At 72.0% G+C, this 23,773-nt stretch carries 20 protein-coding genes and 1 pseudogene; 12 read left to right on the plus strand and 9 right to left on the minus strand.

Annotation, left to right across the window (positions count from 1 at the left end):
• The first annotated feature begins 265 nt into the window (after positions 1-265).
• Together serS and ACIGFK_RS07785 are read left to right on the plus strand one after the other, a co-directional pair.
• Positions 266-1,543: a serine--tRNA ligase gene (gene serS / locus ACIGFK_RS07780; protein ID WP_376658422.1), complete on the plus strand. Its 1,278-nt coding sequence runs from the start codon at positions 266-268 to the stop codon at positions 1,541-1,543.
• A complete protein-coding gene (locus tag ACIGFK_RS07785) occupies positions 1,540-2,352 on the plus strand; it encodes an HAD family hydrolase (RefSeq protein ID WP_376658421.1) in 813 nt (270 codons plus the stop codon). Before serS ends, ACIGFK_RS07785 begins: the two co-directional genes overlap by 4 nt.
• 137 nt (positions 2,353-2,489) lie before the next feature.
• Here the strand turns inward: ACIGFK_RS07785 and ACIGFK_RS07790 are convergent, their stop codons facing one another.
• Positions 2,490-3,071, minus strand: coding sequence for a hypothetical protein (locus ACIGFK_RS07790; protein WP_386467313.1), 582 nt, complete (start codon positions 3,069-3,071; stop codon positions 2,490-2,492).
• A 162-nt stretch (positions 3,072-3,233) separates the two neighbouring features.
• Between ACIGFK_RS07790 and ACIGFK_RS07795 the strand changes: the two genes are divergently transcribed.
• Positions 3,234-4,223, plus strand: a complete 990-nt coding sequence (locus ACIGFK_RS07795; RefSeq protein WP_400050943.1) for a sensor histidine kinase — start codon at positions 3,234-3,236, stop codon at positions 4,221-4,223.
• A 10-nt stretch (positions 4,224-4,233) separates the two neighbouring features.
• Complete coding sequence (locus tag ACIGFK_RS07800; RefSeq protein ID WP_376658418.1) at positions 4,234-4,884, plus strand: response regulator; 651 nt, start codon at positions 4,234-4,236, stop codon at positions 4,882-4,884.
• Between the two features lie 56 nt (positions 4,885-4,940).
• Here the strand turns inward: ACIGFK_RS07800 and ACIGFK_RS07805 are convergent, their stop codons facing one another.
• The 5 genes from ACIGFK_RS07805 to ACIGFK_RS07825 all read right to left on the minus strand — a co-directional run bounded on the left by ACIGFK_RS07805 (position 4,941) and on the right by ACIGFK_RS07825 (position 9,209).
• Positions 4,941-5,597, minus strand: coding sequence for a rhomboid-like protein (locus ACIGFK_RS07805; RefSeq protein ID WP_400050945.1), 657 nt, complete (start codon positions 5,595-5,597; stop codon positions 4,941-4,943).
• A 102-nt stretch (positions 5,598-5,699) separates the two neighbouring features.
• Positions 5,700-6,419, minus strand: coding sequence for an ABC transporter permease (locus ACIGFK_RS07810; protein ID WP_376656192.1), 720 nt, complete (start codon positions 6,417-6,419; stop codon positions 5,700-5,702).
• A 15-nt stretch (positions 6,420-6,434) separates the two neighbouring features.
• Entirely contained in the window at positions 6,435-7,346 is a 912-nt protein-coding gene (locus tag ACIGFK_RS07815) for an ABC transporter ATP-binding protein (RefSeq protein ID WP_376656191.1), read from the minus strand.
• Positions 7,343-8,230: an ABC transporter permease gene (locus ACIGFK_RS07820; protein WP_376656190.1), complete on the minus strand. Its 888-nt coding sequence runs from the start codon at positions 8,228-8,230 to the stop codon at positions 7,343-7,345. Before ACIGFK_RS07820 ends, ACIGFK_RS07815 begins: the two co-directional genes overlap by 4 nt.
• Positions 8,220-9,209 (minus strand): ABC transporter ATP-binding protein, encoded by a 990-nt coding sequence (locus ACIGFK_RS07825; protein WP_376656189.1) that lies wholly within the window; start codon positions 9,207-9,209, stop codon positions 8,220-8,222. The genes ACIGFK_RS07820 and ACIGFK_RS07825 overlap by 11 nt, the downstream gene beginning before the upstream one ends.
• 217 nt (positions 9,210-9,426) lie before the next feature.
• On the opposite strand from ACIGFK_RS07825, the gene ACIGFK_RS07830 reads away from it, so the two are divergent.
• The 4 genes and pseudogenes from ACIGFK_RS07830 (at position 9,427) to ACIGFK_RS07845 (ending at position 13,205) form a co-directional block, all read left to right on the plus strand.
• Positions 9,427-10,284, plus strand: coding sequence for a M24 family metallopeptidase (locus ACIGFK_RS07830; protein WP_376656188.1), 858 nt, complete (start codon positions 9,427-9,429; stop codon positions 10,282-10,284).
• Complete coding sequence (locus ACIGFK_RS07835; RefSeq protein WP_376656187.1) at positions 10,281-12,089, plus strand: SDR family oxidoreductase; 1,809 nt, start codon at positions 10,281-10,283, stop codon at positions 12,087-12,089. Before ACIGFK_RS07830 ends, ACIGFK_RS07835 begins: the two co-directional genes overlap by 4 nt.
• A 29-nt stretch (positions 12,090-12,118) precedes the next feature.
• Positions 12,119-12,268, plus strand: a pseudogene (locus ACIGFK_RS07840) (metal-dependent hydrolase); the annotation flags it as partial.
• A 10-nt stretch (positions 12,269-12,278) separates the two neighbouring features.
• Positions 12,279-13,205, plus strand: a complete 927-nt coding sequence (locus ACIGFK_RS07845; protein WP_376656186.1) for a MerR family transcriptional regulator — start codon at positions 12,279-12,281, stop codon at positions 13,203-13,205.
• Positions 13,206-13,476: 271 nt separating this feature from the next.
• Here the strand turns inward: ACIGFK_RS07845 and ACIGFK_RS07850 are convergent, their stop codons facing one another.
• Positions 13,477-14,238, minus strand: coding sequence for an aquaporin (locus ACIGFK_RS07850; protein WP_386467306.1), 762 nt, complete (start codon positions 14,236-14,238; stop codon positions 13,477-13,479).
• A 133-nt stretch (positions 14,239-14,371) separates the two neighbouring features.
• On the opposite strand from ACIGFK_RS07850, the gene ACIGFK_RS07855 reads away from it, so the two are divergent.
• The 3 genes from ACIGFK_RS07855 (at position 14,372) to ACIGFK_RS07865 (ending at position 20,007) form a co-directional block, all read left to right on the plus strand.
• Positions 14,372-14,911: an RNA 2'-phosphotransferase gene (locus tag ACIGFK_RS07855; protein WP_376656184.1), complete on the plus strand. Its 540-nt coding sequence runs from the start codon at positions 14,372-14,374 to the stop codon at positions 14,909-14,911.
• Between the two features lie 138 nt (positions 14,912-15,049).
• On the plus strand, positions 15,050-16,933 hold the full coding sequence (locus tag ACIGFK_RS07860; RefSeq protein ID WP_400050949.1) for an HSP90 family protein: 1,884 nt from the start codon (positions 15,050-15,052) through the stop codon (positions 16,931-16,933).
• On the plus strand, positions 16,930-20,007 hold the full coding sequence (locus ACIGFK_RS07865) for a tetratricopeptide repeat protein (protein ID WP_400050951.1): 3,078 nt from the start codon (positions 16,930-16,932) through the stop codon (positions 20,005-20,007). The genes ACIGFK_RS07860 and ACIGFK_RS07865 overlap by 4 nt, the downstream gene beginning before the upstream one ends.
• A gap of 55 nt (positions 20,008-20,062) precedes the next feature.
• Here ACIGFK_RS07865 and ACIGFK_RS07870 read toward each other — a convergent pair whose 3' ends face one another.
• Positions 20,063-20,968, minus strand: a complete 906-nt coding sequence (locus ACIGFK_RS07870) for an LLM class flavin-dependent oxidoreductase (protein WP_376656181.1) — start codon at positions 20,966-20,968, stop codon at positions 20,063-20,065.
• Positions 20,969-21,103: 135 nt separating this feature from the next.
• On the opposite strand from ACIGFK_RS07870, the gene ACIGFK_RS07875 reads away from it, so the two are divergent.
• Positions 21,104-22,000, plus strand: coding sequence for a Cof-type HAD-IIB family hydrolase (locus ACIGFK_RS07875; RefSeq protein ID WP_376656180.1), 897 nt, complete (start codon positions 21,104-21,106; stop codon positions 21,998-22,000).
• A 52-nt stretch (positions 22,001-22,052) separates the two neighbouring features.
• On the opposite strand, the gene ACIGFK_RS07880 is transcribed toward ACIGFK_RS07875, so the two are convergent.
• Positions 22,053-23,732, minus strand: a complete 1,680-nt coding sequence (locus ACIGFK_RS07880) for a GAF domain-containing sensor histidine kinase (RefSeq protein WP_400051040.1) — start codon at positions 23,730-23,732, stop codon at positions 22,053-22,055.
• Positions 23,733-23,773 lie beyond the last annotated feature (41 nt).

A 23,773-nucleotide genomic window follows, 5' to 3' on the forward strand; every position in this document is an offset into this window, starting at 1 on the left:
CCACAGATGCGGCACACAGCCTGTGGATAAGATCGGCCGGCTGCGAATTCCTGTGGACAAGGAAGGGCTCCGGCCCTGCTCAGGGCTCGGCCCCCGGTCGGCACCTTGCCCCTTTTCGGGGAATGGGCCGGTTTTATCGACCCCCCGGGAACGATCACTTCCGGCCGCCCCTCCGAGACTTATCCATTCGCCGCAATTAGGACATAGCGACACGCAGCGTGATATCGGTGTGATCCCAGGAAGCCCAGCCCGGTAGCCTGGAGGGGTGATTGACCTCCGGCTGCTCCGTGAAGACCCTGACCGTGTCCGCGCCTCGCAGCGCGCTCGTGGAGAGGACGTCGAACTCGTCGACGCACTGCTCTCCGCCGACGAGCGCCGCAGGTCCTCTGGCATGCGCTTCGACGAACTGCGCAATGAGCAGAGGTCGCTCGGCAAGCTCGTCCCCAAGGCCTCCCCCGAGGAGCGCACCGAGCTGCTCAAGAAGGCCGAGCAGCTCAAGCAGGACGTCAAGGCCGCCGAGGCCGAGCAGAACGAGGCCGACGAGGTCGCGAAGCAGCTGCTCCTCAAGCTCGGCAACATCGTCCACGAGGACGTCCCCGTCGGCGGCGAGGAGGACTTCACCGTCCTGGAGACGCACGGCACCATCCGCGACTTCGCCGCCGAAGGCTTCGAGCCCAAGGACCACCTGGAGCTCGGCGAGCTGCTGGGCGCCATCGACGTCGAGCGCGGCGCGAAGGTGTCGGGCTCGCGCTTCTACTACCTGACCGGTGTCGGCGCCCTGCTGGAGCTCGCCCTGGTCAACGCGGCGATCGCGCAGGCCACCGCCGCGGGCTTCATCCCGATGCTGACCCCGGCGCTGGTCCGCCCGCGCGCCATGGAGGGCACCGGCTTCCTCGGCCAGGCCGCCGAGAACGTCTACCACCTGGAGAAGGACGACTACTACCTGGTCGGCACCTCCGAGGTCCCGCTCGCGGCGTACCACATGGACGAGATCATCGACGCCGACAAGCTTCCGCTGCGGTACGCCGGCTTCTCCCCGTGCTTCCGCCGTGAGGCCGGTACGTACGGCAAGGACACCCGCGGCATTTTCCGCGTCCACCAGTTCGACAAGGTCGAGATGTTCTCGTACGTCGCTCCGGAGGACGCCGAGGCCGAGCACCAGCGTCTGCTGGAGTGGGAGAAGCAGTGGCTGACCAGCCTCGAGCTGCCCTTCCAGGTGATCGACGTCGCCACCGGTGACCTGGGCGCCTCCGCCTCCCGCAAGTTCGACTGCGAGGCGTGGATCCCGACGCAGGGCAAGTACCGCGAGCTGACCTCCGCCTCGAACTGCGACGGCTTCCAGGCCCGCCGCCTGTCGATCCGCTACCGGGACGGCAAGAAGACCCAGCCGCTGTCCACGCTGAACGGCACGCTGTGCGCCGTACCGCGCACGATCGTCGCGATCCTCGAGAACCACCAGCTCGCCGACGGCTCCGTGCGGGTGCCCGAGGCCCTGCGTCCGTACCTCGGCGGCCGCGAGGTCCTGGAGCCGATCACCAAGTGACCCCGGTCCCGTTCCCGTACAAGCTCGTCGCGACCGATCTCGACGGCACGCTGCTGCGTGGCGACGACACCGTCTCGGAACGCACCCGTGAAGCGCTCGCCGCGGCCACCGCGGCGGGCGCGGCCCACATCATCGTCACCGGCCGGGCCGTGCCCTGGACCCGGCACGTACTCGACGACCTCGGCTACAAGGGGATCGCCGTGTGCGGGCAGGGTGCACAGGTCTACGACGCCGGTGCGCACCGGCTGCTGACCTCGGTGACGCTGGACCGGCAGCTGGCCGGGCTGGCCCTGTCGAAGATCGAGGCGGAGATCGGTCCGCTGGCCCTGGCCGCCAGCCGGGACGGGGTCGACGGCGAGGTGCTCTTCGGGCCCGGCTACCAGGTGCAGGAGGGCCTCCCGGCCCTCTACCTGGAGGACACCGCCGCCATGTGGACGGCTCCGCTGAACAAGCTGTACATCCAGCACCCCGGGCTGGACGACGACGCGCTCGTCCAGGTGGCCCGGCAGACCGTGGGCAGCCTGGTCGACGTCGTGATGGCGGGTCCGGGCATCGTGGAGATCCTGCCGCTGGGGCTGACCAAGGCCACCGGGCTGTCGCTGGCCGCCCGGCGGCTGAAGGTGAAGGCGGCGGAGACCATCGCCTTCGGCGACATGCCCAATGACATCCCGATGTTCGGCTGGGCCGCGCACGGGGTGGCCATGGCCAACGCCCATGCGGAACTCAAGGCGGTGGCCGACGAGGTGACGACCTCCAACGAGGAGGACGGCATCGCGGTGGTGCTGGAGCGCCTGCTGGGCGCCGCGTAGCCGGTACGACGTACGAGAGGTCCGGGACAGCCCGCGCCCTGAGGCGCGCTCGAAGTGGCTGTCCCGGACCTTTTGTTGCTCCCCGCACGACTCACTCTGCCCCTCTCCGAACCCCCTTACCAGCGAATTTCGTCGCATCAGCCGTGGAGCCGGCGGCGGCGCCAGTAGGCGGCCGTGACGACCGCGAGCAGCGGGCCCCAGAGCACCAGCGGGGCGTAGCAGAGGGTCATGAGCCACCAGTGGCCTCCGGCGGGGGCGTAGGCCTCCGTCATGTTGGAGCCCCAGGTGAACAGGCCCATCACGCCGGTCACGGTCACGGCGGCCGCGCCGAGGGCTGCGGGGACGACGGCGGCGAGGGGCGGGATCCGGCGGCCGCCGAGCCACGGGACCCAGCCGGGCAGCACCTCGCCCCAGCGCTGGACGAGTCCGAGTGTGAGCAGGCCGAGGCATTCGGCGAAAACGCTGAGACCGACCAGGTACAAGGACCACACTCCGGGGAACAGTTCGGGCTCCAGGCCGCTGCCGGGTCCCCAGCCGACGTCGATGCCGACCGCCATGGCGATCCTCCACAGTCCGCTGGGCAGGAGGGTGAGGGCGGCCGCGTGGGCGGCCCGGTTGACCGCGCGGCTGACGCCGGGAACGGTGGAGGTGGCACGAGCGGATGCGGTCGGTGCGGCGGATGCGGCGGATGCGGCGGATGCGGCGGTGAGCGTGGTCATCGTCCAAGTCCCTTTCGGATGGCTGCTGGTGATGGCTCAAGCCTGGTCCGGCGGGCCCTTCGGAACCATCCGCCGATCGGCAGGACGCGGGGGCGGCCGGCCCGGCCGGCATCTGCAGATCGGCAGATGCCGCAGGAGCGGGGCGGCTCGTAGGGTCGGGGGGTGACCTTGCGAGCGAAAGCGATCTGCGCCCCCGCCCTGGCGGGGGCGAGCCTGCTGTCCCTGGCCGGTTCGGCCGTGGGTCTGCCGAGCGCCTGGACGCTGGCAGGGATGGCGGTACTGCTGCCGTTGCTGGCCCTGGTGGCCCGGTGGTCCCCGGTACGGTCCGGGAGCCTCGCGGGCGCCCTGGGCGTGGCGGCGGTGGCATTGTGGCCGGTCCCGATGGTGTGGGCGGACGGTTCGTGGCTGGACGTCTTCGGGGCTGCGGCCTTCTGGGCGGTGCCCGCCTTCGGCGCGGTGGGCCTCGGCGGCCATCTGCGCCGCCAGGAGGGGATGACGCGGCGGGCCGTGCAGGACGCGCGACGTGACCAGCAGCTCGAACTCGCCCGGGACCTGCACGACTTCGTGGCCCACGACGTGAGCGCGATCGTCGTGCAGGCACAGGCGGCCCGGTTCGTGGCCGCAAAGGATCCCGGCCAGGCGGTGCGGGCGCTCGAGCGCATCGAGACGGCGGGGCTGAGCGCGCTGGAGTCGCTGGACCGGACCGTGCACGCGCTCCGGGAGGCCTCGGGCGGCCCGACCGCCCCGGTGCCGGGGCTCGCCGAACTCCCGGCGGTCGTGGAGCGGTTCGAGGGCGGGACTCTGGAGGCCGATCCGGAGGCGGTACGGGAACTGTCGCGCGAGGCGGACACCACCGCGTACCGGGTGGCCGTGGAGGCCCTGACGAACGTACGCCGGCACGCCGCCGGGGCCGCCACGGTGCGGGTGGCCGTGAGCCGGGCGGAGGGCGGGGTGGAGCTCAGCGTGGCCAACTCCGCCGTGCGCCGGGGCGGGGGCGGGCTGCTGCCCGGCCGGAGGCGGGGCGGTACCGGGCTGGCCGGACTGCGCGGGCGCGTGGAGGCGGTCGGCGGGACCCTGTCGGCCGGTCCGAACCCGGACGGCGGTTGGCGGGTTTGTGCGGTCTTCCCGGCGCAGCGGAGCCCGCTCGGGTGATCATGGCAACGTGACCACACGCATCCTGATAGCCGACGACCAAGAGGACATCCGCAGCGGTTTCCGGCTGATCCTGGATTCACAGCCGGACATGACCGTGGTGGGCGAGGCGGGGGACGGGGAGAGCGCGGTGGCGCTGGCCCGCGAGCTGCGGCCGGACGTGGTCCTGGCGGACATCCGGATGCCGCGCCTCGACGGGCTGGAGGTGACCCGGCTGCTCGCCCCGCAGACCCGGGTGGTGGTCGTGACCACCTTCGACCTGGACGAGTACGTGCAGACCGCGCTGCGCAACGGGGCCTGCGGGTTCCTGCTGAAGCGGTCGGGCCCGGCGCTGTTGATCGAGGGCGTACGGGCGGCGATGGCCGGGGACACGCTGATCAGTCCGCAGATCACGGTGCGGCTGCTCAGCAAGCTGACCCAGGCGGGTCCGGTCGCCCGGCCTTCCGCCCATCCGCTGACGGGGCGGGAGCTGGAGATCGTACGGCTGGTGGCGCGGGGGCTGACCAACGCGGAGATCGGCGCGGAGCTGTTCATCAGCGCGGGGACGGCGAAGACCCACATCGCGAACGTCCAGTCGAAGCTCGGGGCGCGCAACCGGGTGGGGATCGCCGCATGGGCCTGGGAGCACGGCCTGGTCACCGGGGAGCCGGAAGCCGACTAGTCCGGAGGGGCTCCCTGTGAAACCGGGTCATGTTTCACGTGAAACATGACCCGGTTTCACAGGGAGCCCCTCCCGGCGGTGGCCGAGGGCGGATCGAGGTGGCGGGTGAGCGGCCATGCGAGCAGGCCTACGGCGAGCGAGATGGCGTGGCCGAGGTCGGTGAAAGTGCCGCCGGTGGCGAGGGGGATGCCGAAGAAGGCGACCGCTCCGGCGAGATAGAACCAGCGCCAGGGGCGGGGGAGCCGGTACGTGAGGACTCCGACGGAGGCCGCGAGGCCGTAGCTGACGCCGATGTCGACGACGTGGGTCATGCTGCGCGGGGCCTCGTGCGCCTGAATGGCCGTCAGCAGGACCTTCTGGCTGATCAGAGTGGCGACGATGTGGGCGGTCGCGACGATCACGAGCCAGCGCAGGGTGCCGAGCCAGCGTTCGACGGGGGCGTGGAAGACCTCGAAGAGCACGGCGTACAGGGCGAGCGAGGCCGGGTCCTCGATCCAGAACGCGCTGCTGAGGAGCGCCCGGACCGGGTATTTGACGAGCTGGTGGATGTTGCTGCTGTTGCGGTGGAGCAGGACGCGCTCGAACTGGTCGGGCGCGATCGCGACGACGATGCTGGTGACGGCGATGATCAGCAGCCATATGTGCGTTCCGGGTGAGGAACGTATCCAGGACCGCAGTGGCCTGGACGGCTCCGGGTCGCTCTGCTCGATCATGACCCGATCATGGCGCGTGAAGCCGTGCCCCGCCTGGCCGAATGGGCCGGGCGGGGCACAGTGCGCGGGGGGTCCCGCGGGCCGCGGAGCGGTACCGCGGGCCTACTCCTCGCCTGCCAGGGTCAGGCGGCGCAGCTTCTGGCCCGCGTAGAGGGTGGCGCCCACGGTGACCACGGCGAGCAGGATCACGGCGGTGGGCAGGGCCACGGTGGCGTCCACGTAGCCGGGTCCGGCGACCTTCTCCGCGAGGGCGAGGGCCCACTGCTGGACGCTGAGGGTCTTCGCCCCGGAGACCAGGCTGCCGAAGAGCGACTCCCAGATCAGGGCGTAGACCAGGCCGAAGACGACCGCGTGCCGGCTGACGGTGCCCAGCAGCAGGAACAGCGCGCTGTAGGCGATCGAGGCGACGAGGGCGGCGACGGTGTAGGCGACGGCGATCTGCTGGCCGTTGCCGTTGAGGATGAATCCGGCGATCAGGGTGGGGATCGCGGAGAAGGCCATGGTGACGGCGACGGCCACGGTCAGTTTGGTCATGATGATCGTCGGGCGCTTCACCGGCTTGGCGAGCAGGTAGACGATCGAGCCGTCGTCGATCTCGGGTCCGATGGCGCCGGTGCCGGCGATGACCCCGATCAGCGGAACCATGGTGGCGAGGGCGAAGCCTCCGAGGAGGTCGGCCGCGACCTTGTCGTCCACTCCGGCGAAGGCGCGCACGGCGACCGCGATGACGATCAGCAGGGCGGGCAGCGCGAAGAGGATCATCGCGCGGCGTCGGCCGAGCAGGGCCCGGTAGGTGAGCCGGGCGACGGTGGGGTTGTACATGGGTGCCAGCTCCTTTCAGGCCGCGACGAGGTAGGAGAAGACCGACTCGAGGGACTCGTCGGAGGGCGAGACCGTCATGAGCCGGATGCCGTGCTCCCGGGCCACCCGGGGCAGCAGTTCGGTGAACCTGCCGAAGTCGACGGCCTGGATGCGCAGCGCGCCCTCCTTCAGGTCGACCTCGATGCCGGCGGTGGAGGGGTCGGCGATCAGAGCCGCGGCGAGGGCCCGGTCGTCGGAGGAGCGGACCAGGTAGCGGTGCGGGCGGTCCGTCATGAGCCGGCGGATCTTGCGGAAGTCGCCGGAGGCCGCGTGCCGGCCGGCGACGACGACCTCGATGTGCGAGGCGAGCTGCTCGACCTCCTCCAGGATGTGGGAGGAGAACAGGACGGTGCGTCCCTCGTCGCCCATGCGCCGCAGGAGGTCCATCAGCTGCATGCGCTGGCGCGGGTCCATGCCGTTGAACGGCTCGTCCAGGAGCAGCACGGAGGGGTCGTGGACGAGGGCGGAGGCCATCTTCACGCGCTGGCGCATGCCCTTGGAGTACGTGGAGATCTTGCGGTCCTGGGCGTACTCCATCTCGACGGTGGCGAGTGCCCGCTGGGCGGCCGCGTCGTCGAGGCCGTGGAGTTCGGCGTTGGCGACGACGAACTCCCTGCCGGTGAGGAAGTCGTACATGGCCTCGCGCTCGGGCACGACGCCCACGTGCTTGTAGACCTGCTCGTTCTGCCAGATCGGTGCGCCGTCGAGGGTGACGGTGCCCGTGGAGGGGGCGAGGAAGCCGCCCATCATGTTGATGAGCGTGGACTTGCCGGCGCCGTTGGGGCCGAGCAGTCCGGTGACGCCGGGGCCGATGCGCATGGTCACGTCGTTGACGGCGACGACGTTCCCGAACCAGCGTGAGGTGTGGTCGATGTCGATGACTGTCACAGCCCGGCCTTCCGGTAGCGGGCCATCAGAGCGGCGTAGGAGCCGGCGATGAGGGCGAGGATGACGAGCAGGTAGGCGACGCCGGCACCGGCCGAGGGACCCTCACCGCCGGGGAAGGCGGAGTCGGCACCGAGGAAGGCGGTCTGGAAGCCGTCGATGAGGGTGATCGGGGAGAACAGGCCCATCCACTCGATGGCCCCGGTGTTCCCGGTGGAGTAGGCGACGCCCTGCACCGCGGTGACCGCACCGTAGGGGATGAGCAGCAGGGCGATGACGGCGGCGACGCCGAAACCGCGGCGCGGGGTGAGCGCGGCCATGACGAGGCCGAGGCCGGCGAAGAGCAGCGACAGCAGCAGAACCGACACCAGTCCCTGCCCGAATCCCTTGGTCTGGTCGGCGAAGTCGAACTTCGCCAGGAGCGAGCCGATCCACATGATCAGCAGTGGGGTGGCCGTGAGGACGAACAGGGCCGAGGCCATGGCGGCGAACTTGGCCACGACGTAGTCGACGCGTTCGATGGGCCGTGAGAAGTAGAGCGGCACCGTCTTGAAGCGCAGGTCCCGCGAGACGGACTGCGGCGCCTGTGAGGCGAGGTAGAGGTAGACGATCACCTGGGTGGTCACGGCGTACGTCGTGTACTTGATCGGCAGGTCGGTGGAGCCGGGCAGATTGATCGCGACCGCGACGAGGATCAGCGCGGGAACGCACATCACCGCGAAGAGGATCATCGGGAGGACCTTGGACTTGGCGGAGCGGCCCAGTCCGTAGGCGCCGCGCAGGGACTGCGAGTACAGCGACTTGCGGGCGTAGCCGCGGCCGAGCCGGGGCCCGTCGTAGGACCGGTAGCCGATGTTGTGGATCTGGGTCGAGGTGTCAGGCGCCATCGGAACCGGCTCCCTTCTGCTGGAGGAGGTGCGCGGGCTGGTCGTTGTCGCGGAAGACCTCCGCGATGTGGTGGCGGCGCTGCTCCATGCGGACCAGGCCGAGGCCGAGGTCGGCGACGGTGTCGCGGACGGTGTCGTACGCGCGCTCGTCGGTGGCCTCGACGAGGAGGATGTGGCCGGCGCCGGGCAGGCCCTGCTCCTCGCCCGCATGGAGGGTGAGGCCGGCCGCGCCGAGTGCCTTGCGCAGGGCGGCTGTGCCGTCCGGGTGGGCATCGGAGTCGGTGACCTCGACCGCGAGGGTCGTGGTGGTCTGGGTGAAGTCGCTGGTGGAGCTGGAGCGCAGCAGCTTGCCGCCGTCGACGACCACGACGTGGTCGCAGGTCCGCTCCAGCTCGCCGAGGAGGTGGGAGGTGACCAGGACGGAGATGCCGAAGTCGGTGTAGACGCGCCGGATCAGGCCGAGCATCTCGTCGCGGCCGACCGGGTCCAGGCCGTTGGTCGGCTCGTCCAGGAGGACCAGCTGGGGGTCGTGGACCAGCGCCTGGGCGAGCTTGACGCGCTGCTTCATGCCGGTGGAGTAGCCGCCGATGGGGCGGTAGCGCTCCTCGTACAGCCCGACGTGGCGCAGGGTGTCGGCCGTGCGCTCGCGGGCGGCGGTCGGCGGCAGCCCGGACATGCGGGCCATGTGGACGACGAACTCGGTGGCCGACACGTCGGCCGGCAGGCAGTCGTGCTCGGGCATGTAGCCGACGCGTTCACGGATGGCGCTGCCATGCGTATTGACGTCGAGGCCGAGCACGGCGGCGCTGCCCTCGGTGGCGGGGGACAGTCCCAGCAGGATCTTGATCAGCGTGGACTTGCCGGCTCCGTTGGCACCCACGAGGCCGGTCACACCAGGCCCGATGTCCAGGGAGAGCCGGTCGAGGGCGGTCACTCGGGGGTACCGCTTGCTCAGGCTTTCGGTCGCGATGACAGTCACGGATTCGACGTTAGTGGTGCGGCCCTCGCGAAACGTCAGACCTTGAGCTGGATCCCGTCTCCGCCTTCCGGCGTATGTACCCGTACTGGAGGCTGATGTGACCCGGACAAGTTTGTCCACAGGTACGTGCACGGGCCTTGACGTGATCTCCAGCCATTGTCACATTCATCAGTGTCAACTTACGGGCGCGTACGGCTACAGGGACGGGACTGCTGGCATGGCTGGGGACACCAAGCAACGCACCGCGCGGCTCGACACCGACCTGCGCGGGTTCAGGGAAGTGCAACGCCTCTCCTACGAGTGCGCGGAGGCCGTCGCGGCCCAGCTGCGGCCCGGGGTGACCGAGCGCGAAGCCGCGCGCATGCAGCGCGAGTGGCTGCGCGAGCGGGGCGTACGGGACTGGTTCCACCTGCCGTTCGCCTGGTTCGGGGACCGCACGGCGTTCGTGAACTTCAAGATCCCGCTCCAGTTCTTCCCCACCAACCGGAAGCTGGAGCCGGGGATGCCGTTCATCCTCGACATGGCTCCGGTCTACAAGGGGTACGCGGCCGACATCGGGTACTCGGGCAGCCTCGGACTCAATCCGGTGCAGGACCGGCTCATGTCCGACCTGCGCGAACACCGGGTGCTGATCCTGGAGCAGGTGCGCGAGCGGCGGTCGCTGCGCGAGATCTACGAGAACGTCGAACGGCTGATGACCCGGCAGGGGTACGCCAACCGGCACCGTGCGTACCCCTTCGGCGTCATCGCCCACAAGATCGACCGGGTCAAGGAGCGGCGCTGGTCGCCGACCGCGTTCGGTTTCGGCGCGCAGTCCCTCAAGGGGCTGGCCAGTGACGCCCTGCACGGCCACCGTGAGGGCTGGTCCCCGCTGTGGAGCCCGTACCACTTCTCCGATCACGCGCCGCAGCCCGGCCTGTGGGCGGTGGAGCCCCACCTGGGCTTCCGGGGCACGGGGGCGAAGTTCGAGGAGATCCTGGTCGTCACCGACTCCCGGGATCCCGAGGAGAGCGCGTTCTGGCTGGACGACGATCTGCCGCACGTGCGGCGCTGGGCCGAGGAGAAGGCAGCATGAGCGGCATGAACGGGATGAACGGCACCGGCGGAGCGGACGCGGCGGGACTGGCCGGCGCACGCGAGCGCCGGGTGGGCACCGGCGGCATCGAGTTGTGCGTGGTCGAGCTCGGCGAGACGGGCCGGCCGACCGTGGTGCTCGTGCACGGCTACCCGGACAGCAAGGAGGTCTGGTCGGAGGTCGCCGAGCGGCTCGCGGAGCGCTTCCACGTGGTGCTGTACGACGTGCGCGGCCACGGGCGCTCCAGCGCGCCGCAGCCGCTGCGCGGCGGTTTCACCCTGGAGAAGCTGACCGACGACTTCCTGGCCGTGGCGGACGCCGTCAGCCCGGGCCGGCCGGTGCACCTGGTCGGCCACGACTGGGGCTCGGTACAGGGCTGGGAGTTCGCGACGGCCGCCCGCACCGAGGGGCGCATCGCCTCCTTCACGTCGGTGTCGGGGCCCTCCCTCGACCACTTCGGGCACTGGATCAAGAAGCGGATGTCGCGGCCCACCCCGCGCCGGGCGGCGCAGCTGCTCGGCCAGGGTGCCAAGTCCTGGTACGTGTACATGCTGCACACGCCCGTGCTGCCGGAGCTCGCCTGGCGCGGGCCGCTCGGCAAGAGGTGGCCGAAGTTGCTGGAGCGCGTCGAGAAGGTCCCGTCCGGGTCCTACCCGACGGCCTCGCTGCCCTCGGACGCGGCGCACGGCGCGTGGCTCTACCGGGACAACGTCCGGCCCCGCCTGCGCCGCCCCCGCGCGGACGCCTTCGCGCACGCCCCGGTGCAGCTGATCACCCCGACCGGTGACGCCTTCCTCTCGGAGCGGCTCTACGACGACCTGGAGCGGTGGGCCCCGGACCTGCTGCGCCGGACGCTGCCCGCCAAGCACTGGGTGCCGCGGACCCGCCCCGACCAGCTGGCCGCCTGGGTCACCGACTTCGTCACGGCCCGGGAGGAGCCGGCGACCCGCGCGCCTGAGCTGAAGGCCCCCGGCAAGTACGCCGACCGCTTCGCCGGCCAGCTGGTGCTCGTGACCGGCGCGGCCAGCGGCATCGGCCGGGCCACCGCCTTCGCCTTCGCCGAGGCCGGGGCCCGGGTGGTGGCCGTGGACCGGGACGGAGAGGGCGCTGCGCGCACGGCCGACATGGCCCGCCTCGTCGGCGCTCCGGAGGCCTGGGGCGAGTGCGTGGACGTCAGCGACGAGCAGGCGATGGAGAAGCTCGCCGCGAAGGTAGCCGCCGAGTACGGGATCGTGGACGTCCTGGTCAACAACGCCGGGATCGGCCTGTCCGGGGCCTTCCTCGACACCAGCGCCGAGGACTGGAAGAAGGTCCTCGACGTCAATCTGTGGGGCGTCATCCACGGCTGCCGGATATTCGGGAAGCAGATGGCCGAGCGCGGCCAGGGCGGGCACATCGTCAACACCGCCTCCGCCGCCGCCTACCTCCCGTCCAGGACCCTGCCCGCCTACAGCACCTCGAAGGCCGCGGTCCTGATGCTGTCGGAGTGCCTGCGCGCGGAGCTGGCCTCGAAGTCGATCGGTGTCTCGGCGATCTGCCCCGGCATCGTCAACACCAACATCACCGCCACCTCGCGCTTCGCCGGGGTGGACGCCGCCGAGGAGAAGCGCCGCCAGGAACGCTCCTCGCGGCTGTACGGGCTGCGCAACTTCCCGCCGGAGAAGGTCGCCGACGCGATCCTGCGGGCCGTGGTGCGCAACGAGGCCGTGGTGCCGGTGACTCCCGAATCCAAGGGCGCCCTGTGGATGTCCCGCTTCGCGCCGCGCACCCTGCGGCGGATCGCGAGGCTGGAGCCCCGGCTGTGAGAGACGGCCGGTGGCTGTTTCCCTGACGGAGAGAGCCCGGCATGGCCATACCCCGCTCCATCCGGCGGTCGTACCATCCCTCGCAGGAGGGCTCGCTGCGCAGGGCGGTCGAGTACCTTGCGGCTTCACCTGCCGCCCGGGCCCCGGCGGGCGCGGGCGGCCGAGCCGCGATGTCGTAGGGAGCCGGGATTGTCCGATCAGGCGGTAGCCGAGTACCGGATCGAGGATCTGGCGCACCACAGCGGGGCGACGGTGCGCACGATCCGTGCGTACCAGGACCGCGGTCTGCTGCCGAAGCCGGAGCGGCGGGGCCGCTCCAACGTCTACCGGGACACGCATCTGGCGCGGCTGCGCCAGATCGCGGACCTGCTGGACCGCGGCTACACCCTGGCCTCCATCAAGGAACTGCTGGAGGCCTGGGACGCCGGGCGCGGGCTGGGCGGCGTACTGGGGCTGGTCGCGGAGGTGCACGGGCCGTGGACCGACGAGGAGGCCGCCCGGATCACCCGGGAAGAGCTGAACGAACGGTTCGGCGGCATGCCCGACGACGACGCCGTGGGCGAGGCGTGCGAGCTGGGGGTGCTGGAGCGGATCCCGGGGCGCCCGGACCAGTTCCTGGTGCCCTCCCCGCAGGAGCTGGCCGTAGCCGCCGAGCTGTACGCGGCCGGGGTGCCGCTGTCGGCGATCACCGGGCACCTGCGGGAACTGCGCGGGCAGGTCGAGCACATCGCCTCGCGGTTCCTCGAGTTCACCACCGAGCACGTCTTCGCGCGCTACCTCGGGCAGGTCCCGCCGACCGATGCGGACGCGGCGGAGGCGGCGACGATGGTGCGGCGGCTGCGGCCACTGGCCCAGCAGACGGTGGACGCGGAGCTGGCGCGGGCGATGAGGCTGTTCGCCACGCGGCACCTGCAGCGGCATCTGGGGGCGGCCGGCACGGCCCAGCCGTCGGGTCCCTCGCCGGTGGTGCTGCCGGCCGGGACGGTCCGGGCGGTACAGGAGCTGGTCGGCGCGGAGCACGTCGCCGAGTTCGTCCGGGCTGCGACCGAGCGGGAGCTCCAGGCCCGGACGATGAACGATCTGGCGCGCAGGGGCGAGCGCCAGGACCTGCGGTAGGACGTACGGAAGGCCGCGCATCCGGAAGGCTGCCCGCGCGGCAGGCCGTGCGCCGGGAAGACGGTGCGCCCGGCACGCGGTGCGCCCGGCACGCGGTGCGCCCGGAAGCCCGTGCTCCCCGGACCGCTGTTCGGGCGTATGACTGTTCACGCGGAAGGCTGTGCGTCCGCCCGTTCAGTAGTCCACAGGGCGGATCACGCGTTTGCCGTCAAAACCTGCCCAATCGGCTGTGGACAAGTCCACCTGGCCTGTGGGCAACGGGGCCGGCGTCTCAACCGATGGTCTCGAACTCGTCCTTGGCCGGCGCGGTCCCGGCCGGCACGATCTCGGCCGGCACCGCCCTGGAGGCGCGAGCGCTCCCGTAGAGGACGCCCGCGAGACCGAGGCCCAGGACCCCGCCGATCAGCTGTGCGGCCACGAACCCGGGCAGCGACTCGGGGGCGATGCCCGTGAAGGAGTCGCTGAAGGAGCGCCCGATGGTGCCGGCCGGGTTGGCGAAGGACCCGGAGGAGGTGAACCAGATCGCGGCGGCGATGTACGCGGCGACCGCGGCCGGGACCAGCCTCGGGCGCCCGATGCGCCCCAGACCCTGGATGACCAGCACGAGCCCGGCGGTGGCGATCACCTCGCCGAGGAGCAGGTTCCCGCCGTCGCGGACCTGGGTGGCGAAGGCGCCCGGGGTCCGGCCGAACATGACTTCCGCGAGGACGGCGCCGCCTATGGCACCCGCGGTCTGGGCTGCGGTGTAGACGAGGGCGTCCCGTCCGCTGAGCCCCTCGCCGCCGGTGCGCCGGGCCCACCAGCTGGTCAGGGTGACCACCGGGTTGAGGTGCGCGCCCGACAGCGGACCGAAGAGGGTGATGATCAGCCCGAGCCCGATGGCCGACGCGAGGGAGTTGGCAACCAGGGCTACGCCCGGGTCGGCGCTGAGCTCGGCGGCCTTGATTCCGGAGCCGATCACAACCATGAGGAGGGCGGCGGTTCCGACGGTCTCGGCGGCTGCTCGGCGTGGCAGAGAGGTACGGGCTGTCATGATTTCTCCCCCTGGGCAGAAGTGGCAGCGGAAAAGGTATTCCGTATCTTGGAAAAACGATAGCGGTGTCCGGCGCTGTCCGACACCACGAAAATCCCTTTTCGGAAGGTCCTCCACCCGGCACGCTGGGCTTATGGATGAAAGACGCACCGTGAAGGTGTCCAAATACGTCTCGAAACACCTGCGGCATCAGCCGGAACGGATCGGACTGGTGCTCGACCCGCAGGGCTGGGTGGAGATCGACGATCTTCTGCGCGCCGCCTCCGCGCACGGCTTCCATTTCACCCGCGCCGATCTCGACCACGTCGTCGCCACCAACGACAAGCAGCGGTTCGCCGTCGAGGGCACCCGGATCCGCGCCAGCCAGGGGCACACCGTGCCCGTGGACCTCGGTCTTCCGGAAGCCGAGCCGCCCGCCTTCCTCTACCACGGCACCGTCGCCTCCGCCCTGGACGCGATCCGCGCCGAGGGCCTGCGCCCGATGGCCCGCCACCACGTGCACCTGTCCCCCGATCGGGAGACCGCCACCCGGGTCGGCGCCCGGCGCGGCCGGCCGGTCGTGCTCAGCGTGGACGCCGCGGCGATGCGCGAGGCCGGGCACGTCTTCCGGATCAGCGCGAACGGAGTGTGGCTGGTCGACGCCGTGCCACCACGGTTCCTGCGCTTCCGGTAACGGGCGCGCGGCCACGGGAATTCACGCTGAGATTGTCGGACCATCCCCCTAATGTGTGTCCCACTCCGGGATCCGTGAGGGGGGGCACCTCGCGATCACCGAACCAACCATGCACAGACGCACGCGAGGTGACGCACCATGACGTCCGATTCCGAATCCGAATCCCACAGCTTTCAGGTAGATCTGCGCGGCCTGGTCGACCTCCTCTCCCACCACCTCTACTCCAGCCCGCGCGTCTACGTACGCGAACTCCTGCAGAACGCCGTGGACGCGGTCACCGCCCGCCACGCCCTCGACCCCGGCGCGCAGGTCCGCATCCGGCTGTCGGCCTCCGGCGGCCGGGTGACCATCGAGGACAGCGGCATCGGCCTGACGGCCGCCGAGGCCCACTCGCTGCTCGCCACCATCGGCCGCAGCTCCAAGCGCGGCGGCGACCACGGACTGGAAGCCGCCCGCCGTGAATTCCTGGGCCAGTTCGGCATCGGACTGCTCGCGTGCTTCGTCGTGGCCCGCCAGATCCGCGTCGTCACCCGCTCCGCCCGCGACCCCGAGGCCGCTCCCGTCGAATGGCTCGCCACGGACGACGGCTCGTACACGGTCCGCGAACTGCCCCACGAGGCACGACCGGAGCCCGGCACCACCGTGGTTCTGGAAGCCCGCCCCGGCGCCGCGGAGTGGACCGTCCCGGCCAAGGTCGAACAACTGGCCCGCGACTACGGCTCCCTGCTCCCCTACGACATCACGTTCGACGACGGCGAGGGCGGCGAGCCGCGCCCGGTCACCGCCCTGCCCGCCGTCTGGGACCGGCCCTTCCCCACCCCCGCCGCCCGCCGCGTCGCACTCGCCGGACACTGCTCCCGGCTCTTCGGATTCACCCCGCTCGACAGCATCGACCTCGACCTGCCCCTCGCCGGGGTGCGCGGCGTGGCGTACGTGCTCCCCGAGCCGACCAGCCCCGCCCACCGGGCCGGACACCGCGTCCACCTCAAGGGCATGCTGCTCACCGACCGGGCCGACAACCTGCTCCCGGACTGGGCGTTCTTCGTGCGCGTCGTCCTCGACACGGACACCCTGCGCCCCACCGCCTCCCGCGAGAACCTGTACGACGACGAGACCCTCTCGGCCGTGCGCGAGGCCCTCGGCTCGCGCGTGCGCGGCTGGCTCGCCGAGCTCGCGGCGAGCGACCCGGAACGCCTGGCCGCCTTCCTCGGCGTCCACCACCTCGGTGTGAAGTCCATGGCCCGGCACGACGCCGAACTGCTCGGGCTGATGCTGCCCTGGCTTCCGTTCGAGACCAGCGACGGCTCGATGAGCCTCCAGGAGTTCGCGGCCGCCCACACGGACATCCACTTCACGCGCACCGTCGAGGAGTTCCGCCAGATCGCCCCGATCGCCGCGGCCCACGGCCTCGGCGTCATCAACGCCGGTTACACCTACGACGCCGACCTGCTGGCCCTGCTGCCCGCCGTCCGGCCCGAGTTGAAGGTCACCGAGCTCGACGCCGGGGCGGTCACCGAGCGGCTCGACCCGGTGCCGACCGCCGCCGAACTGGCACTCGCCCCCTTCCTCGCCACCGCACGCACCCGCCTGGAACCCCAGGGATGCGACGTGGTGCTGCGCGCCTTCCAGCCCGTCGCCGTCCCCGCGCTCTACCTCGACGACCGCCAGGCCCGCCAGGAGCGCGACCGGACCGCCGCTCTGGAGAGCGCCGACTCCCTGTGGAGCGGCATCCTCGGAGCGCTGCGCGGCTCCGCTCCCCGCGCCCGCCTCGTCCTCAACCACAACAACCCGCTGATCCGCCGGATCTCCGCCCTCCCCGACGAGGCGCTGACCGGCACCGCCGTCGAATCGCTGTACGGACAGGCCCTGCTGATGTCCCAGCGGCCCCTGCGGCCGGCCGACTCGACCCTGCTCAACCGGGCCTTCCTCGGGCTCCTGGAGTGGGCGACCCACCCGACGGGCCGCTCCGCCGATGCCGCCGACGCCCGCGACGCCCGCGACACCCAGGGGGACCAGAAGTGACCACCATGACGCGCGAGGAGATCGTGCGGGGTCTGGCCGAGAACCGCGAGGCGCCGAACGGCACCGCGCGCAACACGCATGCCGAGGCACTGGCCGGGGCGGCGGAGGCGAGCGGCGACCGGGCCCTGTTCCGCGACGCCCTGGACAACCTGATCAACGCCTACCTCTACAGCTCCGAGTCCTCGAAGATGCTGGTGCCCTTCGCCCGGCTGCTCCAGGAGTACGACAAGGACCCGGGCGCCTTCTCCGAATGGGACGCGCACTCGCTGTTCTGGCAGTTCAAGTGGGTCGCCACGGCCATCTCGGACTCCCCCGGGATCCCCCTCGAGTCGGCCACCGGGTGGCTGGAGGAGATGGAGCGCCGGTACCGGAGCGCCGGCTACAGCGAGCGGCCCGTCCGCGAGGCCGAACTGTGGCTCGCCCATGCGACCGGCCAGGACGAGCGGGCCGAGCAGGCCTTCGCCCGCTGGCAGGCCGCGGACCGCGACGACATGAGCGACTGCCGTGCCTGCGAGCTCAACGGCCAGGGGCAGTACGCCGTCCTGCACGGGGACGACGCCGAGGCCCTCGACATCTGGAAGCCGGTCCTCGAAGGCGATCTGACCTGCGCCGAGGAACCCCACCGGGTGCTCGCCACCTCGCTGCTGCCGCTGCTGCGGCTCGGCCGGACCGACGAGGCCCGCTCGCACCACCTGCGCGGCTACCGCCTGGCCCGGGGCAACGACAGCCTGCTGCCCTCGGTCGGCCGGCACATCGAGTTCTGCGCGCTCACCGGCAACGAGTCGCGCGGCCTGGAGATCCTGGCCGAGCACGGCCCCCACGTGGCCCCCCTCGCCAACGTCGACGACCAGCTGGCCTTCCACGGGGGCATCCTCGTCCTGCTGCGCCGTCTGCAGGAACTGGGCCACGGCCTGCTCCCCGCCGTCCCCTACGAAGGGATCCCCCGGACCGTCTCCGAGCTGTACGAGGTCCTGTACGCGGGCTGCCTCGACATCGCCCGGCAGTTCGACGCGCGCAACGGCACGACCCGGGTGTCGGACCGCTTCCTGGAGCGCGTCGCGCGGCAGCCGCTGGCCGGCGTGCTCCCGCTGGGCGTGCGGGGCACCACCCTGCCGCAGGCCGGTCCCGGCGCGGCCGCCGCCCCGGGTGCACCCTCCGTGCCCGCTCCGGCCGGAGCGACCGCGCAGATCACCCCGACCGCGTCGGCAGCCGGCTTCGACTTCGGCGGGTTGGTGGAGCGCGCCAGGAATGCCCGTGACCTGGGACATCCGGGTGCGGAGGCACTGTGGGCCGAGGTCGCCGCACGGGTGGATGCGCAGCCGGAGGCCGACCCGCTGGTGCGTGCCGACCTCGCGGACCAGCGGGCCCTGGCCGCCGCGCGGAGCGGTGCCGAGGGGGCGGCCGAGCTGCTGACGGCGGTAAGGGACGAGTACCTGGCCCTGGGCCGCACTGAGCGGGCGGCCCTGGCCGAGCTGCGGCTGGCCAGCCTGGCCGCCCAGTCCGGGGCGGCTCCCGCACGGATCCGGGAGCTGATGGCGACGGCCGTGCGGGCCGCCGAGGCCCTGGACCCGGCCGAACCGCTCCGTGCCCGCCGGATCGCGCTCGCGGAACTGTCCGCGATCCGCGTGGAGTCGTACCTGCGCTCGGTCGAGGCGTCCGCAGCGGGGGAGGACGGCCGGGAGCACGGGCACGGCGAGCTCGCCGCCGAGCTGACCGCCTTCGTCGCGGCCTACCGGGACACGCCGCTGGCGGACCTGGTCGCGGAGGCCGAGGAGATGCTCGGCCGGGTGGCCCTGTCCCAGGGTGATCCGGAGCGGGCCGTGGACCTGCTGGCCGATGCCGCCGCGCGGGCGGTCGCGGCGGGCGGGCCGTGGCAGGCGGTGGACCCGCTGGTGCTGCGGGCGGGGGTGCTGATGTCGCTGGACCGTCCCGAGGAAGCGGAGCGGGCGGCGCGTGCCGGTCTGGAGCACGCGACCGATGTGACCGACGCCGAGACGCAGGGCGTCGTACGGCTGACCCTCGCGGACATCCTGCTCCGGCGGGGCGCCGCGGCGGCCGAGACCGCCGAGCACGCTCTCGCGGCCTCCCACTGGTTCGACCAGGCCGGTCTCACCGGAGACGGCGGGGCACAGGCCCGGCTGCTGCTGGCCCGGGCGTACGCGCAGGACGGCCGGGCGGCCGAGGCCGCGGAGGTCCTGCAGTCGACGCTGCCCGATCTGCTGGAGCACGGCGACCGGCAGGCGGTGTTCGTACGGGAGTTCCTGGGCGATCTGCTGCGCCGGCTGAACGAGCTCCGGCCGGCGGCGGAGCAGTACCTCCTCGCCGCGGAAACGGCCAAGGACTGGGAGGACCCCCGCCCGCAGGCGAGCCTCGCGCAGTCCGCCGCCGACGCCCTCTCCGACGCGGGGCTGGCCGAGGAGGCGGTCGCCGCCTTCGAGCGCTCGCTCGTCCTGCACCGGCTGGCGGGCGGAGCCCCGGTCGCCGAGGTGCGGATCCTGCGCTCCCTGGCCTGGCTGGGGCTGCGCGAGGAGGTCACGGGGGAGTCCGTGGAGCGGGCCCGGGGCCGGATGGCGGAAGCCGCCTCGGTGCTGGAAGCCGCCCTGGCGGCGGATCCCGGCGCCCCCGAGCTGCGCTCCGAACTCGCCCAGACCTGGCACCAGCTGGCACAGGTGCTCGACCGGCACGTCAGCGCCAACGGGCAGTCCCACGACGGGGATGGGGACGACGACGAGGACGAGGACACTGACGTCGTCGAGGGCTTCGAGGGGTTCGAGGGCGACGACCGCTCCGGGCCGTCGCTCGGCGCCGCCGAGGCCGACGGACTGCGCGTGGAGGAGATCGAGCTGTGGGACCGGGCCGCCCGGGCCTATGCGGACCTCGGCCCGGACCATCTGCGCGACCGGTTCCAGTGCGTGACCAACGCCGCGTGGACCGAGCACGAGCGGGATGACGCGCAAGCGGGTGCCACCCGCGTCTCCGCCCTCATCGACGAGCTGCGTCTTGTGCCCGAGGGCGAGCTGCCGGACTGGCTGCTCCCCTCCGCGGAGCGCGTGCTCGATCAGCTGCGGAGCTGAGCTGCTCGCCGCCGCTTCCCCTGCCCGGGCACGGGAAGCGGCGGCGGACGGCCGGTCAGCGGTCCAGCTGGGCCAGGCCCTCGGTGGCGATCTTCTCGAAGACGCTCTCGTCCGCGGCGAAGTCGGAGTCCGGGATCGGCGCGTGGATCACCAGCTCCGTGAAGCCGAGATCGCGGTGTCGGCCGGCGAAGTCGACGAACGCGTCCACGGAGTCCAGCACCCGGTTGGCCTCGGGCGTGAAGCCGGTCAGCAGGATCTTCTCCATCGGCTCGGACTCCCGCCCGATCTCCGCCAGCGCCTTGTGGAGGCGTTCGAGCTGCCCGCGCAGGGCCTCCCTCGACTGCTCTGGCGTGCCCTCCTCGAAGAGCTTCGGGTCGCCCGTGGTCACCCAGGCCTGGCCGTGGCGGGCGGCGAGGCGCAGGCCGCGCGGTCCGGTCGCGGCGACGGCGAACGGCAGCCTCGGCCGCTGCACACAGCCGGGGATGTTGCGGGCCTCCTCGGCGGAGTAGAAGGTCCCCTCGTCGCTCACCGCGTCCTCGGTCAGCAACCGGTCCAGCAGCGGCACGAACTCGGCGAAGCGGTCGGCCCGCTCACGCGGGCTCCAGGCCTCCTGGCCCAGCGCGGTCGCGTCGAAGCCGTTGCCGCCCGCTCCGATGCCGAGGGTGATCCGGCCGCCGGAGATGTCGTCGAGGGAGATGAGCTCCTTGGCCAGGGTCACCGGGTGCCGGAAGTTCGGCGAGGTCACCAGCGTGCCCAGGCGCAGCCGCTCGGTGGCGGTGGCCGCCGCCGTCAGCGTGGGCAGCGCACCGAACCACGGCCCGTCGCGGAAGGACCGCCACGAGAGGTGGTCGTAGGTGTAGGCGGTGTGGAAGCCGAGCTGCTCGGCCCTGACCCACTGGTCGCGGCCTCCCTCGTGCCATCGCCGTACCGGAAGGATCACCGTGCTCAGACGCAGACTCATGCGTCGAGCCTACGGCGAGGGGATGTTTCACGTGAAACATCGGCTCGCCGCGACAGCCGGCTCCGGCAGCGGCCCCGCCGTGTACCGCCCGTGGGGACCGCCTGTTGCCCGGCCGTGGTCGGGCCGTTCGAGGCCATGGGCGAAGATGGGGCGGTGACCTCGGCTTCCCAGCGCCCGGACGGGACGATCCCCGTGCCCCGGCTCATCGCCACCGACCTCGACGGAACTCTGCTGCGCGACGACAAGTCCGTATCGGAGCGCACCGTCGCCGCGCTCGCAGCTGCCGAGGAGGCGGGCATCGAGGTCTTCTTCGTGACCGGCCGACCGGCCCGCTGGATGGACGTGGTCGCCGACCACGTCCACGGACACGGCCTCGCGATCTGCGCCAACGGGGCAGCGGTCGTCGACCTCCACGCAGGGCGCGAGTTCGTACTGGTCAGGGCCCTTCCCCGGGCCGCGGCCCTCTCCGTCGTCGAGGCCCTGCGCGCGGCGGCTCCCGGCACCTCCTTCGCCGTCGAGATGACGACCGGCATCAACTACGAGCCGGCCTACCCGCCCTTCTTCAAGGACCCGGGCGCGATCCTCGCCACCGCCGAAAAGCTGCTGCAGCAGGACACGGACGACAGCGCCGCCCCCGTGCTCAAGCTGCTCGCCCACCACAACGAGCTCGCCCCCGACGCATTCCTGGAGCTGGCCCGCTCCGCCGCGGGCGCCTACGCGTCGATCACCCGGTCCAGCCCGACCGCCCTCCTGGAGATCAGCGGGCACGGGGTCTCCAAGGCGAGCACCCTCGCGCTGTGCTGCGCAGAGCGGGGCATCTCCCCTGACGAGGTGGTCGCCTTCGGGGACATGCCGAACGACATCGAGATGCTCGGCTGGGCCGGTACCTCGTACGCGATGGGCAACGCCCACCCGGACGTGATCGCGGCCGCGTCCGGCCGTACGACCGCCAATGACGAGGACGGGGTCGCCGTCGTCATCGAACGCATCGTGGCCGAACGCATCGCCCAGCGGCAGCAGGGCCACGTCTAGAGCGGAGCCTCCGGAGCCAAGCCTCCGGAGCCAAGCCTCTGGAGCGGAGCCTCTAGAGCGGGGCCTCCCACACCAGGGTGGTGCCGCCGCCGTCCTCGCGTAGGCCCGGGCCGTACCAGCTCGCCCCGCCCAGCGACTCGGCCCGCCGGCGCAGGTTCCGCAGACCGCTGCGCCGACCGCCCTCGGGGATGCCCACCCCGTCGTCGGCGACCTCCAGCCGGACCCCGGGCCGCCCGTCTGCGAGGGTGACGGTGGAGTCCAGGACCACCTCGATCCGGGAGGCGTCCGCGTGCCGGAAGGCGTTGGACAGGGCCTCGCGCAGTGCGGCGATCAAGTTCTTGCCCACGAGCTCGCCGACGACCGCGTCGATCGGGCCGAGGAACCGGTGCGCGGGTTTGAAGCCCAGCGGCACGGCGGCCATGTTGATCTCGCGCAGCACCCGGGTGCGAAGCCCGGAGGGGGCCTCCGCCGGGCCCTGCTGGAGGGCGAAGATCGCGGTGCGGATCTCCTGGATCGTCACGTCCAGCTCGTCCACGGCCTTGCCCACGCCATCGCGCACCTCGGGGACGATGGAGCGGCGCTGGGCGCCCTCCAGCATCATCCCGGTGGCGAACAGCCGCTGGATGACCAGGTCGTGCAGGTCGCGGGCGATCCGGTCGCGGTCCTCGAAGACGGCGAGCCGCTCCCGGTCCCGCTGGGCCTCGGCCATCATCAGGGCGAGGGCCGCCTGGGAGGCGAACTGGGTGGCCAGGGTCCGCTCGGCTTCGCTGAAGGGCCGTCCGCCGCGGGCCCGGGGGGTGACCAGGGCGCCCAGCACGCGTCCGCCGCTGTGCAGCGGCAGCATCATGCAGGGGCCGTACTGGCTGGTCAGCTTGCTGATCATGCGGGGATCGGAGGCGGCGTCCGCCACGAAGACCGGCTCGCCCTGGAGCAGCTTGTCCACCACGGGGCTCTCGGCCGGGATCACCACGCCCAGCGAGGTGGCAGGGTTCTCCGCGGAGACGGCGACGATCTCCATCCCGCCCTCCTCGGCGGGGAGCATCACGATCCCGGCAGCGGAATCGGCCAGGTGGCGGGCCTGCTCGGCGACCACGGCGAGGGCGTCGTCGGCGTCCCCGCCGGACAGCAGGGCGGTGGTGACGGCCACCGAGCCGTCGATCCAGCGCTCCCGCTGGGTGGCGGCCTCGTACAGGCGGGCGTTGCCGATGGCGATGCCCGCCTCGGTGGCCAGCACCCGGACCATGTGGACGTCGTAGTCGTTGAACTCGACGCCGCCGTTCTTCTCGGCGAGGTAGAGGTTGCCGAAGATCTCTCCCTGCACCCGGATCGGGACCCCGAGGAAGGTCTTCATCTCGGGGTGGTGCGGCGGAAAGCCCGCCGCCCGCGGGTCCTCGGTCAGGTCGGCGAGCCGCACCGTTTCGGGGTGCGAGATCAGCGCCCCGAGCAGGCCCCGCTTCCCGTCCGGGCGGTGCCCGATCTTCCGGGCCTGCTCGGGGCTGATCCCGTACGTGACGAAGTCCGAGAGCCCCCGGCCTTCCGTGTCGACGACGCCGATCGCCGCGTAGCGGGCGCCGGCGAGCTCGGCGGCGGTCTCGCAGATGCGGTCGAGCGTGGAGTGCAGCTCGAGTCCCGTACCGACCGACCGCATGGCCTCCAGCAGCTGCGGCACCCGGGCCGTGAGCTCGGTGGACAGGCCGTGCAGACTCCTGGTGGCCTGGGTGGCGGCCTCCATCGGGTCCGGCGTTCGGGGGGTTCCCTGCGCTGCCCGGGTTC

Source organism: Streptomyces sp. NPDC085524 (assembly GCF_044541755.1).
In the GTDB taxonomy this organism is placed as follows: Bacteria; Actinomycetota; Actinomycetes; order Streptomycetales; family Streptomycetaceae; genus Streptomyces.

What these genes read in the sequence shown, in the direction of transcription:
- ACIGFK_RS07875 (WP_376656180.1), top strand. Translation starts at nt 21,104, where the DNA reads ATGGGCGAAGATGGGGCGGTGACCTCGGCTTCCCAGCGCCCGGACGGG.
- ACIGFK_RS07830 (WP_376656188.1), top strand. Translation starts at nt 9,427, where the DNA reads ATGGCTGGGGACACCAAGCAACGCACCGCGCGGCTCGACACCGACCTG.
- ACIGFK_RS07870 (WP_376656181.1), bottom strand. Translation starts at nt 20,968, where the DNA reads ATGAGTCTGCGTCTGAGCACGGTGATCCTTCCGGTACGGCGATGGCAC.
- ACIGFK_RS07805 (WP_400050945.1), bottom strand. Translation starts at nt 5,597, where the DNA reads ATGATCGAGCAGAGCGACCCGGAGCCGTCCAGGCCACTGCGGTCCTGG.
- ACIGFK_RS07810 (WP_376656192.1), bottom strand. Translation starts at nt 6,419, where the DNA reads ATGTACAACCCCACCGTCGCCCGGCTCACCTACCGGGCCCTGCTCGGC.
- ACIGFK_RS07850 (WP_386467306.1), bottom strand. Translation starts at nt 14,238, where the DNA reads ATGACAGCCCGTACCTCTCTGCCACGCCGAGCAGCCGCCGAGACCGTC.
- ACIGFK_RS07820 (WP_376656190.1), bottom strand. Translation starts at nt 8,230, where the DNA reads ATGGCGCCTGACACCTCGACCCAGATCCACAACATCGGCTACCGGTCC.
- ACIGFK_RS07790 (WP_386467313.1), bottom strand. Translation starts at nt 3,071, where the DNA reads ATGACCACGCTCACCGCCGCATCCGCCGCATCCGCCGCATCCGCCGCA.
- ACIGFK_RS07855 (WP_376656184.1), top strand. Translation starts at nt 14,372, where the DNA reads ATGGATGAAAGACGCACCGTGAAGGTGTCCAAATACGTCTCGAAACAC.
- ACIGFK_RS07880 (WP_400051040.1), bottom strand. Translation starts at nt 23,732, where the DNA reads ATGGAGGCCGCCACCCAGGCCACCAGGAGTCTGCACGGCCTGTCCACC.
- ACIGFK_RS07860 (WP_400050949.1), top strand. Translation starts at nt 15,050, where the DNA reads ATGACGTCCGATTCCGAATCCGAATCCCACAGCTTTCAGGTAGATCTG.
- ACIGFK_RS07835 (WP_376656187.1), top strand. Translation starts at nt 10,281, where the DNA reads ATGAGCGGCATGAACGGGATGAACGGCACCGGCGGAGCGGACGCGGCG.